Origin of the sequence: Candidatus Enterococcus murrayae, from assembly GCF_017315985.1 — a bacterium.
Lineage (GTDB): Bacteria > Bacillota > Bacilli > Lactobacillales > Enterococcaceae > Enterococcus_A > Enterococcus_A murrayae.
The window spans coordinates 54,867-68,823 of the sequence record NZ_JAFLVR010000028.1; the positions used below are offsets into that span (position 1 = coordinate 54,867).

Annotated in this window: 11 protein-coding genes; 2 read left to right on the forward strand and 9 right to left on the reverse strand. The window is 39.9% G+C overall.

What is annotated here, in order from left to right; genetic code table 11:
- Window positions 1-5: 5 nt before the first annotated feature.
- The 5 genes from JZO85_RS12590 to groES form a co-directional block, all read right to left on the reverse strand.
- Window positions 6-1,478 (reverse strand): nicotinate phosphoribosyltransferase, encoded by a 1,473-nt coding sequence (locus JZO85_RS12590; protein ID WP_207108888.1) that lies wholly within the window; start codon window positions 1,476-1,478, stop codon window positions 6-8.
- Between the two features lie 297 nt (window positions 1,479-1,775).
- Entirely contained in the window at window positions 1,776-2,135 is a 360-nt protein-coding gene (locus JZO85_RS12595; RefSeq protein ID WP_207108889.1) for a DUF1827 family protein, read from the reverse strand.
- 155 nt (window positions 2,136-2,290) lie between these two features.
- Window positions 2,291-5,206, reverse strand: coding sequence for an NADH-dependent flavin oxidoreductase (locus JZO85_RS12600; RefSeq protein WP_207108890.1), 2,916 nt, complete (start codon window positions 5,204-5,206; stop codon window positions 2,291-2,293).
- A gap of 364 nt (window positions 5,207-5,570) precedes the next feature.
- The gene (gene groL, locus JZO85_RS12605; protein WP_207108891.1) at window positions 5,571-7,199 is read right to left on the reverse strand and encodes a chaperonin GroEL; all 1,629 of its coding nucleotides are present in this window, start codon (window positions 7,197-7,199) and stop codon (window positions 5,571-5,573) included.
- Window positions 7,200-7,221: 22 nt separating this feature from the next.
- On the reverse strand, window positions 7,222-7,506 hold the full coding sequence (groES, locus tag JZO85_RS12610) for a co-chaperone GroES (protein WP_067623253.1): 285 nt from the start codon (window positions 7,504-7,506) through the stop codon (window positions 7,222-7,224).
- Between the two features lie 197 nt (window positions 7,507-7,703).
- Between groES and JZO85_RS12615 the strand changes: the two genes are divergently transcribed.
- Together JZO85_RS12615 and JZO85_RS12620 are read left to right on the forward strand one after the other, a co-directional pair.
- Entirely contained in the window at window positions 7,704-8,345 is a 642-nt protein-coding gene (locus tag JZO85_RS12615; RefSeq protein WP_207108892.1) for a CPBP family intramembrane glutamic endopeptidase, read from the forward strand.
- Window positions 8,346-8,419: 74 nt separating this feature from the next.
- Window positions 8,420-9,040 carry an NAD(P)-dependent oxidoreductase gene (locus JZO85_RS12620; protein ID WP_207108893.1) on the forward strand — a complete coding sequence of 207 codons (621 nt, stop codon included), beginning with the start codon at window positions 8,420-8,422 and terminating at the stop codon, window positions 9,038-9,040.
- A gap of 73 nt (window positions 9,041-9,113) precedes the next feature.
- Here JZO85_RS12620 and JZO85_RS12625 read toward each other — a convergent pair whose 3' ends face one another.
- From JZO85_RS12625 to walK, 4 genes are read right to left on the reverse strand one after another with little or no spacing between them, the layout of a single operon-like run.
- A complete protein-coding gene (locus tag JZO85_RS12625) occupies window positions 9,114-9,923 on the reverse strand; it encodes an MBL fold metallo-hydrolase (RefSeq protein WP_207108894.1) in 810 nt (269 codons plus the stop codon).
- A 48-nt stretch (window positions 9,924-9,971) separates the two neighbouring features.
- Window positions 9,972-10,817, reverse strand: coding sequence for a two-component system regulatory protein YycI (locus JZO85_RS12630; protein WP_207108895.1), 846 nt, complete (start codon window positions 10,815-10,817; stop codon window positions 9,972-9,974).
- Window positions 10,818-12,131 carry a YycH family regulatory protein gene (locus tag JZO85_RS12635; protein ID WP_207108896.1) on the reverse strand — a complete coding sequence of 438 codons (1,314 nt, stop codon included), beginning with the start codon at window positions 12,129-12,131 and terminating at the stop codon, window positions 10,818-10,820. It abuts the gene before it with no gap.
- Window positions 12,128-13,957 (reverse strand): cell wall metabolism sensor histidine kinase WalK, encoded by a 1,830-nt coding sequence (gene walK, locus JZO85_RS12640; RefSeq protein ID WP_207108897.1) that lies wholly within the window; start codon window positions 13,955-13,957, stop codon window positions 12,128-12,130. The genes JZO85_RS12635 and walK overlap by 4 nt, the downstream gene beginning before the upstream one ends.

Below are 13,957 nucleotides of genomic sequence, written 5' to 3' on the forward strand. Positions count from 1 at the left end.
CTCCTTTAATCTTCTTGTTCCGTTTTTACCACAGATTGACGTACTTGGTCCATAATTTTGTTTTTATGGTTCCAACAATCTGTAGACAGATCAACTGGGTATTTTTGTGGATTTAAGTCACGTTTGTATTCTTCCCATAACGAATCAAGGCTGTCTTTTGCAGTCTGTTTGACTGTTTCTAAATCTGGCAGCTCATAAATACGGTTGCCATCAACAAAAATATCCTTAAGTACAGGTCGAGCCTCAAAGTTTTTCACCGTTTTGTTTATATAGGGATAAACGGGATGGAACATATAAATCTCTTTTTCTTTCCGTGGATCTTCATCCCACAGTGTCACATAGTCGCCTTCTGATTTGCCGTCAGACTTGCGAGTAATCCGCCAAACCTGTTTTTTTCCAGGAGTTGTGACTTTTTCGGCATTACTGGAAAGCTTGATGGTATCTACCATCTCACCTTGTTCGTTTTCGATCGAAACTAGCTTAAAGACTGCCCCCAGTGCGGGTTGATCATAAGCTGTGATTAATTTCGTACCAACACCCCAAACATCGATCTTGGCATGCTGCATCTTCAAGTTTAAGATCGTACTTTCATCTAGATCATTTGAAGCGTAGATTTTGGCATCTGGAAAGCCTGCTTCATCTAATTGCTGACGCACTCTTTTTGAGATATAAGCCATATCACCGCTATCGATCCGTACGCCTAAGAAATTGATCTTGTCACCCATTTCCCGAGCGACTCTAATTGCACTTGGCACACCTGATTTGATCGTATCGTAAGTATCGACTAAAAAGACACAATCACGATGTGTTTCAGCATAAGCCTTAAAGCCATCGTAATCATTCCCGTAAGATTGAATCAATGAATGAGCATGGGTTCCACTATCCGGAATACCGAAAATTTTGCCTGCTCGTACATTACTTGTAGCGTCAGCTCCACCAATATATGCTGCCCTTGTTCCCCAGAGAGCTGCATCCAATTCTTGTGCTCGCCGTGTTCCGAACTCTAGCAACGGATCGTCACCAATCACTGATTTGATTCGAGCGGCTTTTGTCGCAATCAGCGTTTGAAAATTCACAATGTTCAAAAGCGCCGTTTCAACTAGCTGACATTGCAGCAATGGTCCTTCCACTTGAATAATTGGTTCATTGCTGAAGACCAGCTCGCCTTCTTCCGCTGAACGAACCGTGCAGGCAAACTTGAAATCACGTAAGTAGGCAATAAAATCTGCCGGATAGTCTTCTACCTCAGATAGATAGGCTAGATCGCTTTCACTAAATGTTAATTTTTCTAAATACTTAACTAAACGTTCTAAACCAGCAAAGATGACATAGCCATTATCGAATGGCATACTACGGAAATAACACTCAAATACGGCATGAAGATCCGCCCGACCTGTCTCCCAATAAGTTTTCATCATATTGATTTGATAAAGGTCCGTATGAAGTGTCAAACTGTCATCTTCGTACAACTTTTTCATAGTCATGCTCCTCATTTGTTTTTTAGTAATTTTAACTATTTCACTCATTATATCACAAGAGCTCTAAGGGAGTAGCTTTTGCTCCCTGCAGAATCTTGAAATTTTTCCTCTGGAGATCTGCTCACATGCGCCTCCAATTCATTTTCTTGGACGACTGAATAAGAAAGACTTAACGGACTTGCTCAAAAAGCTAGTTCATTAAGTCAGACATCGATAATGCTGCTATCTTCAGTGTAAAAACTATCTGCTCTTTTTAAACATTAAAAAAGGAAAGACCTGACGTCTTTCCTAACAGCACTATTCCTTTGGCACTTTGTATTCTATCGCGATAATATCCTTGTAGTCTTCTTTGGGGCGCAACCCTGCGTCCATGATTTGTTTTTTGTAGCCGACATTCACAATCACATCTTCACGATCCACCTTCAATAAACGATGGATAATCGTATCCACCTCTTGATGGCTGATTTTACGTTTACGATTTAGCAATAATAAATCGATCGTATCAAAACGATCCGCATAGATAATCTTTGTACGGTCATAGGCATATAATTTAAGTAGTTTCACAGCCTGACGCTTATCAAAAAAGTATTTCGTTAGATTAGGATATAATGTTTCTAAGTTAACATTGCTATTTAATGGGGTTTCAATTAATTTCATTCAACGAGCTCCTATTCTATGTATTTTAGTCGAAATGACTTATTTATTTTCTTTTCATTGATTATTTTAACACATGGAATAAATGTTTTTTTAAGGAATAAAAAAAATTTATAAAAAAGAAAAAAATCCTGAGACAGCTGCCTCAGGATCACTTTTTACTGCATAACATATTCAACTTGAACTGTTTTTTGAACACTTTCCGCTGCTAATTTTCCAGAGGTCAACGCCCATGCGTTGTTCGCACCTGATGGTGAATCGCTTCCCATCACTCCTCCGACTAATTCACCGGCTGCGTACAATCCTTCGATCACTTGATCGTTGCGATTTAAGACCTGCAGCTCGCCATTTGCAACTAGACCACCCATCGTAGTCGCAAAACGTGGTTTTTGTTCAATCATATAATATGGGCCTTCGCCAACTTTTTCTTGTAAAAACTCCAACTGACGTCCAAAATCTTCGTCATTCTGTTTTTCTACCCAGCCATTGTAACGAGCAACCGTATCCACTAAACTCTCATGGCTCATGCCAGCTTTTTCGGCTAACTCCGTCAGCGTATTTGCTCGGAAAATTTGCGGTGTTTCATCTTCATTTTCGATCCAGCGTGCCAAATCTTCACGTGTAATGCCGCCTTCTTCTACTGCTTCGGTAAAGATTTCAAAGCGTTGAGCATCCATTAAAAGAAATAGCATTTGCGGATCTTGTTGTAAAAGTACTTCTAAAATTTCTTTGTTGCTTGCTCGTTCATTGATTACTCGTTTGCCAGAAGTGTTCACCAGTAATCCATTACGTTTCAATACTTCGATGTTTCCACCAATAGTAGATTTCGCATAGCCCTGTGAAACCTCAACACCATTTGGATAAATTTTTCCATATTCCATCAGGCGTGTCGCCGCATTTAACTCCGGTGTCGTCGTCATCAAAATTCCATCACCCGTTGAAGATTTCGTGCCATAAAACAAGATATTGTTTAATTCATGACTTAACAGATTTGGATTATTGCCGTAGCCTCCAGTTGTTAAGATGACAGCCTGTGCATGGATATTGTGTCGTTTTCCAGTATCCTCCACAGCGGTCAAACCAGTCACTTTTCCATTGCCATCACTCAATAAGCTTTCTGCTTTCGTTTGCAGATAAATCGTTATGCCACTTCTTTCCAAAGCCTTTCTGGCACTAGCGGCAAAACCATGTCCGCCATCTTCATAGGCCAGCTCACGATTTTTGCGATACTCTGCCAAAGTATGCAGGCCATTTTCCATATCATACTCAACACCCATATACTCGTGAACCCAATCAGTTGTCTCGCCAACATTTTCAGCTAGTGTAGCTAAAAGCTCAGGTACATTTAGGCCGCTGCCGTTAGCTAGAAAATCTTCAATCATGCATTCAGCGCTGTCATCATAGACTCCTGCTGCTGCTTGAAGTTTTGAGCCCATAACGACCTGATTTCCACCGCTGATAGAGATTGCGCCGCCTACAAAACTTAATTTCTCTAACAGAATCGTTTTTAATCCCATTTGATCCGCTCGCAATGCTGCGGAAATCCCTGCTGCACCTGAACCGACGATTACAACATCCGCCTCTTCATCGACAACTTCTTTCGACCATTGAACAGTCGGCTTAGGTCGAGCTTTCAAGACTTCTGAACTAGCACCAGCCATCTCAACTGCTTCTGCCACGCCATCAATCAATCCCTGACTGGAGGCAGATGCTCCTGAGATCACATCCACATTCAATGTTTGTCCATCAATGATTTGTTGAGGCAAACGAATAAATACTTGATCTGATAATCCTTCCGATTCATTGCTTTGATCTGCTTCGATCTTTTCAATCCGTTCTTCTGAGAAGGTCACATTCATAGCCAGTTCGCTATTGTGCCCTTTAGCTTCAACCGTATAAGTACCTGGCTTGAAGGTTAATTTTACCTTTTGCAGCTCTTTTAGGCGTTCATGCTTCCTTTTCTCTTCCTCCGGATCAATTACCATATACGCCATAAAGTCCCAAAGCGGTGTTGGAATCAGTAATTTCCGCTGCGCATTGATATGTGCATATTCAATAACTTCTTTGCCGTCTTTGATCATATTTACCCAGTTTGGTTCGATTAAGAATCCTTTTCCAACTGCTAATAGATCATATCCTAATTTCAACGCGTCATCCGCATCTGCTCGTTGCAGGATTGAGCCTACGCCCATAATCGGAATTTGTGCCAATGCCGATGAGCGTTGTGCTAAATATTTAGTAATCAATGGCTCCGGATCATCTGAATCGACGATCGAAGGCCGTGTATAAGCACCCATTGAAAAATGGAAGTAGTCCGGCTGCAGCTCTGCAAGCGTATTCAATAAATACATCGTATCTTCGAAATGAATACCAGGTTCTTCCAACTCCTCAGGTGAGAAGCGATACCCGATAATAAAGTTTTCAGCCTCTTGTTCTTCGACTACCCGTTGAACCTCTTTCATGACTTCTACTGGGAACTTCGCTCGTTTTTCACGACTTCCGCCCCATTGATCTTCTCTGCGATTCGAATGAGGAGAAAAGAATTGTTGTAGAATGAAGGTATTCGCCCCGTGAATCTCTACACCGTCAAATCCTGCTTCGATCGCACGACGAGTCGCATCACCAAACATCGTAATCATTTCTAAAATTTGTTCTTCAGTCATTTCACGAGGTACAGGTGCATTTGGACGCAATGCGGCGACTGGACTCGCAGAAATCGGGGTTGCACCACCATTAATTTCCGGCCAAGCCATTCGACCAGCATGATAGATCTGCATGATTGCTTTTGAACCCTTTGCTTTGATTGCAGCAGCTAACTCGGTCAAACCTGCTACTTTTTTATCTGTATCTACTCCTAAAGCGCCAGGAAAGCCGCGCCCTTTGTCCTCAACAAAGCAGCTTTCTACAATAACTGCGGCTGCACCACCAGAACGAAACGCATAATAATCAATGATTTGCTGAGTAATCTCCCCATCATAAAAAGCCGATTGAGTCGTCATTGGCGACATAAATAAGCGATTCTTAAAACTGGCACCGGATGCTAATGGAATCTCATCGAATAAATTTCTTAACATGTGGTTCTCCTTTCAAAATGAACACCTTATTCATCAAAATCTTTTGATATGTAACAACTTTCACATAAGTGGCGAAACAAACGACTAACTTTAAACTTTTCTATGTTCCAGATTCACGTTCGTTGCTCTAAGAGTGTCTAATCATTTCTTTGCTAATTTGTGAACAAGGAATTCTACTTCCTTCTTACGCTCATTGTAAGAAATTTAATCGATAAATTCCAATAGTTTATTTATATGGAATCGATAAATTTTATTTATGCATCTGCCCATTGCTAATGTCCAATGGACGAAAAAAAAGACCGTGACATGAAAATCACGATCTTTCTTATTGAATTTCAAAGCGCCGATAAAGCTAGGCTTTCTATTACATCATGCCGCCCATCATTGATGGATCCATTGCTGGTGCAGCGGCAGCTCCACCTTCAACAGGTTTGTCAGCAACAACTGCTTCAGTTGTTAATAACAACGCAGAAACAGATGCGGCATTTTGTAAAGCTGAACGAGTAACTTTAGTTGGGTCAACGATACCAGTGTCGATCATATTTACATACTCACCAGTTGCGGCATTGAACCCTGTACCATGATCAGCATTTTTCAATTTGTCAATTACTACAGATCCTTCAAAACCTGCATTTTCAGCAATTTGACGCACAGGTTCTTCTAAAGCACGTACAACAATTTTAATACCAGTAGCTGCATCGCCTTCAGCGTTTAATTCAGAAACTTTCTTAATGACGTTCACTAATGCTGTACCACCACCAGAAACGATTCCTTCTTCAACAGCGGCGCGTGTTGAATTCAAGGCATCTTCAATACGTAGTTTTAATTCTTTCAATTCTGTTTCAGTAGCCGCACCTACTTTAACTACAGCCACACCGCCAGCAAGTTTAGCTAGGCGTTCTTGTAATTTTTCACGGTCGAAGTCAGAAGTTGTTTCACCGATTTGGCGTTTGATCATTTCAACCCGATCAGTCAAAGCTGCTTTGTCTCCAGCGCCTTCAACAATCGTAGTATTGTCTTTGTCTACAACAACCTTGCCAGCAGTACCTAAGTTTTCGATCGTTGCTTCTTTAAGATCTAAACCAAGGTCCTCTGTAATAACAGTAGCGCCAGTCAAAATTGCAATATCTTCAAGCATGGCTTTACGACGATCACCAAAACCAGGTGCTTTAACTGCCACCACATTGAATGTTCCGCGAATCTTGTTCAAGACTAAGGTTGGTAATGCTTCACCATCTACATCATCAGCGATGATTAATAATGAACGAGATTGTTGCAGAACTTGTTCCAACAACGGTAAGATGTCTTGAATGTTTGAAATTTTCTTGTCAGTAATCAAGATATATGGATTTTCTAAAGCAGCTTCCATTTTATCATTATCAGTTACCATGTATTGAGATAGGTAACCACGATCAAATTGCATTCCTTCAACTACATCTAATTCAGTATCGATCCCTTTTGATTCTTCAATAGTAATAACACCATCGTTACCAACTTTTTCCATGGCTTCGGCGATCAATTTGCCGACTTCTTCACTACCTGAAGAAACAGCCGCAACTTGTGCAATAGCGTCCTTTGAATCTACTTCTTTAGAAATATTGTGTAATTCTTCAACTGCAGCTTTTGTTGCTAATTCGATTCCGCGGCGAATTCCCATTGGATTTGCTCCAGCAGTCACGTTTTTCAAGCCTTCGCGAACGATTGCTTGAGTAAGAACTGTCGCTGTTGTTGTACCGTCACCAGCAATATCATTGGTTTTAGAAGCAACTTCAGAAACAAGTTTTGCTCCCATGTTTTCAAAATGATCCTCTAATTCGATATCTTTTGCGATAGTCACTCCATCATTAGTAATCAATGGTGAGCCATAGGATTTTTCTAAAACAACGTTACGTCCTTTAGGTCCTAATGTTACTTTTACTGTATCAGCTAATTTGTCTACACCGCGTAGCATTGCCGCACGCGCATCTTCAGAAAATTTAATATCTTTTGCCATGATTCTTTCACCTCATTATTTTTTATTCAACGATTGCCATAATATCTTTTGCAGCGATAATCAAGTATTCACTGCCTTCATATTTCACTTCTGTACCAGAATATTTTTCAAACATTACCATATCACCAACAGCTACTGGCATTGGACTTTTTTGACCGTTTTCCAGCACATTGCCTTCACCGACAGCCACAACTTTCGCTGTTTGTGGTTTTTCTTTTGCTGCAGAAGCTAAGACTAGGCCTCCAACTGTTTTTTCTTCTTCTTGAGTAACTTCAAGAATGACACGATCACCTAATGGTTTTAACACGATAAATCCCTCCAACTAGTAATGATTTTTCAAGTTGTTAGCACTCTATAACTAAGAGTGCTAACTCACAACTCTTATCATACCATTTTTGTTTCTTTTTGCAAGTCCTTCGTCTGCTTTTTTGATTTTTCTTCTACTAAGCTTTTGAATAAAATATGGTATACTTGAGAACAATAAATGTTTAGAAAGGAAAAATAATGAGCGAAAAAAAATATAGCTTTATAACAATCTTTACCTATGGATTAGTTTTATTTTCACCTATAGCTTTTGTTCGTGTATTTCAAGCGAATCCCTCCCAAATCATCCAGCTTACAACACTAGCCTATTTTCTTGGTGCTGCTTTAATGATTGCTTACCGTTTGAAATCACAAACCTTTGAATTGGAAAAACGACAAAAAAAATTACTGATTACTGTTTTGATTGGAATTGTCGGAATTCCAGCTTCCTTGGTGTTACAAATGATTATTCTGCAAATCGAGCAACGTTTCCTAGGAGAGCCGATTGCTTCGCAAAACACACAGAATATCGTTCAGTTAATTAGGAACAATATGATTTTTATTTTGGCGACAACAATTGCTGGGCCACTCATGGAAGAATTTGTTTTTCGCCGTGCAATTTTCGGTTCATTGGAAAAAAGATTCGGCTTCCTTCTGCCGGCACTTGTCAGTTCACTCCTTTTCGCCTTTGCTCATAATGACGGCCACTATCTATTGTATGCTGGCTTAGGGTTCTTATTTTGCGGAATGTATCGTTATACCGGACGCATCTGGACGTCGATGATTACACACGTAGGAATGAATTTATTAGTAATTCTTACCCAATTAGCATTGCAATCCTAAATAGGAGCAATCTTTTGCTATTTTATTAAAACCTCCTTAGACTAAAGGTACTACTAGTCTAAGGAGGTTTTTTTATGAAAGTAGCAGTTATAGGTGCCACTGGAAATGCTGGATCATTAATTTTAAAAGAAGCTTTGGATCGTCAGCTAGCTGTCACCGCGATCGTACGCCATCCAGAGAAACTTAAGGTAAAAGTACCCATTTTAGTCAAAGACTTGTTTGAATTAACAAAAAAGGATTTAGCGTTCTTTGATGTGGTGGTTGATGCGTTTCGTCCACCAGTTGGCCAAGAAGAAATGCATCAAAGCTCATTGAAGCATCTCAGCAATATCTTACAGGGAACAGATACACGTTTGATAGTGGTTGGCGGTGCTTCCTCTTTATTTATCGATGATGAACACCGTATGATTGATGTCTCTGATCCAAAAGCCATTTATTATCCTACAGCTTATAATATGTACCAAGCATTTATAGACTTGAAATCTGTTCCAGAGTTGAAATGGACCTATTTAAGCCCTGCCGCAAACTTTATACCTGATGGTTTGCGCACCGAACATTACAAAATCAGCGATGATCACATGCAAAAAAATTCAGAAGGAAAAAGTGAAATAAGTATGGCAGACTATGCTATTGCTATGGTCGATGAAATCGTTGAACCTAGACACTTAAATCAGCATTTTAGCGTTTATAGTTAATGACCGCTTGTTTTCCACTTAAATTCCAACAGATAAAAAAATGACAAACCTGCCTAAACAGATTTGTCATTTTTTAGATCGCGAATAATTCAGTTGCGCTATCTGGATCGGTATCAAAAATTTGGAACTGATGGTTAACCCCTAGATCATAACGAGTCAGCGTTTCTTCCATCGTCATATGAGCTAACTCTTTCATATTATTTTCTTTACTCAGGTGTCCCAAATAAATGCGTTTAGTTCGATCGCCAAGAATATCAGTCATAACCAGTGCCCCATCATCATTTGACAAATGGCCGCGGTCACCCAAGATCCGCTGCTTCAAGCTCCAAGGGTAAGCCCCCATCCGCAGCATCTCTAAATCATGGTTACTTTCAACTAAGTAAGCATCTGCATCTCGAATCGTTCCTCGAACATGCTCGCTCGCATAGCCAGTATCTGTCAACATCACAAAAGAATGCCCATCTTTATAGAAGCGATAAAATTGCGGGGCCGCCGCATCATGTGAAACGCCAAAACTTTCAATGTCTAAGTCACCAAAAGTTAAAACTTTTCCCATCTCAAAAATATGCTTCTGCTCCACATCGACTTTTCCAATCAAAGGAGCCATAGCTTCCCAAGTTTTTTCGTTGGCATAAACAGGCAATTTATATTTTCGTGCAAGAACTCCAACACCATGGATATGGTCGCGGTGTTCATGGGTAACTAAAATTGCATCTAAATCCTCAGGTTTTCGATCGACCTCTGCTAATAGCGAAGTGATTTTTTTTCCGCTCAACCCAGCATCGACCAAAATTCTTTTTTGCGGGCTTTCCAAGTACAAGGAATTCCCTGTACTTCCGCTAGCTAAAATGCTGATATTGAAGGCATTATTCATTTCTAACATGAGCAATTGGTCCTCTCTTTTAAAACTGTCCTCAGTATACAACCCTTTTTATGGATTTTCCACCTTTGGAACTAAATTATTCGTGATCACTTGATTGTTCAACGCATTGACTTTTTCAATCTGCGTCGTTTTTTCCGAAGTCTTTATCTTAACGAACCAAACAGGGACATATACATTTTTTTCACGCACTTCAAGTGTACGAAAATATCCTAGATAAACATTCGTAATCGTTGACTTGCTAGGAATATTATTGTTGATATACAACGTATTCAGTATTTCCTTTTCAGAATAAAGCGTCATTTTTTCTCGTAGAGGTTCAATCTCTTTCAAATGCGTTTGAGTATATTTCGACACCCGTTCTTGATCATCATTTTTAACAATGTCTAAAGTGACACGTGAGGTTTCATCAATAAAAGGAATTCCTTCATACGTTTGCACACCGACAATTTTTCCCAAATCATCATCTTTCTTAGATATATCTGGCAGATAGGTGTATTCTTCACCATCCAGAATGAATTCTTTATCCTTCATAAGATGTTTAAAACTGCTGGTCGCCTTTTTTAAATCAAAATCTGTATCCCCAGTAGGACTGCTGCTCAGAACCTTATCGGAAATATCCCAAGCTCCAACGATCGTTGAATTTGAATCACCATTCAATAGTGAATCAAAAGTATCCTGCTCAGCACTCAAATAATAGCCCTCTTTATGCTCATCCGTCACTTCATCCGTCACTCGAATGTCATCATTTTCCAAACGCTGCAGGATATCTTCTCGTTGGTTTGAATTAGTGACAAGGCTTTGTTCATGCTGATTATTCCAGTAAATACTAAAGAGAAAGATATTCAGGCCAATAAAGACGAGAAAAAAGATCCATTCGATTTTTCTAAAATCCAATCAGCTCGCCTCCATTTCTAGGTTCCCTTGCATCAGCTGACTAGCAGGATACCAAGTATTGTCATATTTGACAAACCATTCGGGAGTCAAGGCCACTAACTTATTTACACCATCGATATCCTGCCAAGTATAGCCGATAATAAAGCTCTGAACTTTTTCAAGATCGAGTCCCACAGTTGCTAAATTGTTTTCGATCTCCAAGGTGCTTGGCAACTCAACTTCCTCATCGGAAGGGATTGGTACTTGAACCGTATCCATACTGGTTTCAATTCTTATTTGTGGCGTGGCAGCGTTTGGCGCATGTTCAATTTTGACGCTCATTTTCCCCTTTGATGTTTGGCTAAAAATTGGATAGCCCTCAACAAAGATTCGATAATTTATTTGCCCATCATGGTGATCAAAATAGCGCAGGTTGCCTACTGCCGTACCTAGTCGACTAACATAGTTAAAGCTCTGACTGTAGACACTTTCCTTTGTCAAATCTTCCGGCAATTCACCAGTAAATGTAACAAAACGTTTTTGTTCATCCATTATGAGCTCTTCATGGCCGCTAGCAAACGAACGGGCTCCATCTTCCTCTTCTTCCCCTTTTGCTTGATCAGGATTTTGAAAGAAGGCATTCCGGAAAAGCGAGTAGGATTGAGTGGTCAAAATGTAACTGTACTTCTTAAGCCGCACTCGTTCCTTGGTTCGCAGCAAACGTGGCACTAAAGGATTTTCATCAGACATCGGTAAATACTTGCTTTGATTCTTTTGATAAATCGTCTCTAGTCCGGAAAAATCTCCAGCCATCGTCGCTTCATAAACAGTATCCTTGCTATAACTTAAGAAACGGATTTTTTTATTAGCAAAATCAATTTGAATTTTTGAGAAAGTAATGTCCTCTGCCTCTTTCAAAGAGTTCAAATTAATCGGCATATCAAAAACCTTGATGTATTCGGTCAAAGAAAAGCCGCCTTCATAATTTAACTCGATACCGCTATCCAAACTATAATAGCTTTTGATCTCTTCTTCCCCTTGCGCAACTTCTTGAAGCTGACCAAAGGTGCTTTCTGTCAAACGCGCCTGCGTCGTCGCCAATAGATTTTCACTACTGGTTTGAAACTTTCCTTCTGTCAAATCCCAAATACCGCGAATTGGTAAAAAGGCATCTGTCGCTTTCGCATAGTTTTGATCAGTTTTCACTGCTTGCTTACTAGTATTAACTTCGGCTGTTTTTGAGGTCGGACTGAGCCAAATAGCATACGTTAGAATGAGGCTGAGTAAAATCAGAACAAGAAGTGCGACGCGAATGATTTTTTCTGATATTTTCATTCCCAAATGTCCTCCTCATAAGGTTCATAAGGTAAAGAAATATAGAAAGTAGATCCTTTACCTTCAACACTCTCGACCCAAATTTGACCTTTATGGGCCTTCATGACTTCTTTAGAAATTGCCAATCCAAGACCCGTTCCGCCTTGTTGACGTGCACGTGCTTTATCCACGCGGTAAAAGCGTTCAAATACTTTTTCCAGATCTTTTTTCGGAATACCCAAACCTTCATCAGCAATGCTTAAGACCACATTATTGTGGGTCTCGATTAAATGGACTTCGATTTTCCCGCCATCTGGAGAATATTTAATCGCATTGTTCATAACATTATCAATCACCTGCATGATTTTATCGGTATCAATCTCGACCCATAAATCTCTTTCAGTGAACTCACGAACGATCCGGTAATTTTTCTCTTGGCTATTCACCATCATATCGAAGCGATCCAAAATATAATCAACAAGCTCATTGAAGTTGACTAATTCAAGATCCATTTGCTGCGCACCCGAATCCATACGAGAAAGATTCAATAAATCATTAATCATACGAATCATTCGATCTGTCTCACCTAACGTCACGTGGATAAACTCTGGCGCCACTGCTTTATCTTGCCATGCTCCTTCTTCTAGTGCCTCTAGGTAGCTGCGAACACTAGTTAAAGGCGTACGTAATTCATGAGAGACGTTCGAAACGAACTGACGTCGTTCTTCCGCGGTCTTCTCTTGTTCAGTAACGTCATGTAATACCACAACCAATCCACTGATAAAGCCAGACTCACGACGAATCATAGCAAAATCTGAACGCAAGGTCATCAGCCCCTTATCAGAATCAGGGTTCAAACGGTTGATCAGTATTTCTTCTGGTGTTTCTAATAATTTTCTTAAGGTATATTCTTCCTCTAAATCAAGCAAAGTTAAAATTGATTGACCAATCGCATCTTCATTAGTAGTCTCCAAAAGAGATAAAGCCATCTCATTAATAGTAATAACTTTTCCCCGTCGATCAGTTGCAATGACGCCATCCGTCATGTGGGTCAAAACACTGTCTAAGCGATTTCGCTCGGCTTCCATTGTATCTTGAGCATCTTCGATTCGGTCAGATAGCTTATTAAAGGTTTCGGCCAACTGACTTAATTCATCGTGACCTTGTACATCAACTTTTTCAGAATAATCGCCTTGAGCGATTCGAACCGCTTGCTTCTGCATTTCTTTAATTGGCTTTGTGATTGATCGTGCCACAAGTAAGGCTACAACGATCGAAATCAAACCTGCTATTAATGAAGCAGTGAAGAATATTAACGCAGTGTTGCTGATTTCGGTATATTTTTGCTCAATGTCACTTTTAACATAAAGAGCCCCGATCACAGCCGAATCGCCGGTCGGGGACTGAATTGGTTGAACATTGATATATACCCGTTTGTTGTTGTCATCAAGTGTTACATATTGCTTCATCGAAAAATCATCAATATCGCTGTACTCATTCTTTTTCCCAACGATAGTGTCCTTTTGCCCCACATCATTGGTAGCGACGACGATTCCTTTATCATCCACTACCCACATTTCACCGATATCTGCAGCTGTATTGTTTTCAAGAATACGCTGTAATTGATCCGCTTCGTTGTCGCTATCTTCTGCCATTGTAGCACCGAGAGTCGTACTTAAAAGGGAAACTCGCTGATTCATGTCTTTAGTAAAGTTATCAATGGTTGATTTTTCAAGACCTCTAATAAAGTAAGCACCGATGATCTCGATCGAAATCAGCAAAATCAAAATAAATGAAAAGGCAATTTTAAAATTGACCGATCGATAAAAACGGACTCTTTTTTCCAT

Excerpts from the sequence above, each read along its gene's own strand:
- JZO85_RS12635 (WP_207108896.1), bottom strand. The coding sequence starts at position 12,131 with ATGAAAATATCAGAAAAAATCATTCGCGTCGCACTTCTTGTTCTGATT.
- groL (WP_207108891.1), bottom strand. The coding sequence starts at position 7,199 with ATGGCAAAAGATATTAAATTTTCTGAAGATGCGCGTGCGGCAATGCTA.
- JZO85_RS12620 (WP_207108893.1), top strand. The coding sequence starts at position 8,420 with ATGAAAGTAGCAGTTATAGGTGCCACTGGAAATGCTGGATCATTAATT.
- JZO85_RS12590 (WP_207108888.1), bottom strand. The coding sequence starts at position 1,478 with ATGAAAAAGTTGTACGAAGATGACAGTTTGACACTTCATACGGACCTT.
- walK (WP_207108897.1), bottom strand. The coding sequence starts at position 13,957 with ATGGAAAAAAGAGTCCGTTTTTATCGATCGGTCAATTTTAAAATTGCC.
- JZO85_RS12595 (WP_207108889.1), bottom strand. The coding sequence starts at position 2,135 with ATGAAATTAATTGAAACCCCATTAAATAGCAATGTTAACTTAGAAACA.
- JZO85_RS12615 (WP_207108892.1), top strand. The coding sequence starts at position 7,704 with ATGAGCGAAAAAAAATATAGCTTTATAACAATCTTTACCTATGGATTA.
- JZO85_RS12600 (WP_207108890.1), bottom strand. The coding sequence starts at position 5,206 with ATGTTAAGAAATTTATTCGATGAGATTCCATTAGCATCCGGTGCCAGT.
- JZO85_RS12625 (WP_207108894.1), bottom strand. The coding sequence starts at position 9,923 with ATGTTAGAAATGAATAATGCCTTCAATATCAGCATTTTAGCTAGCGGA.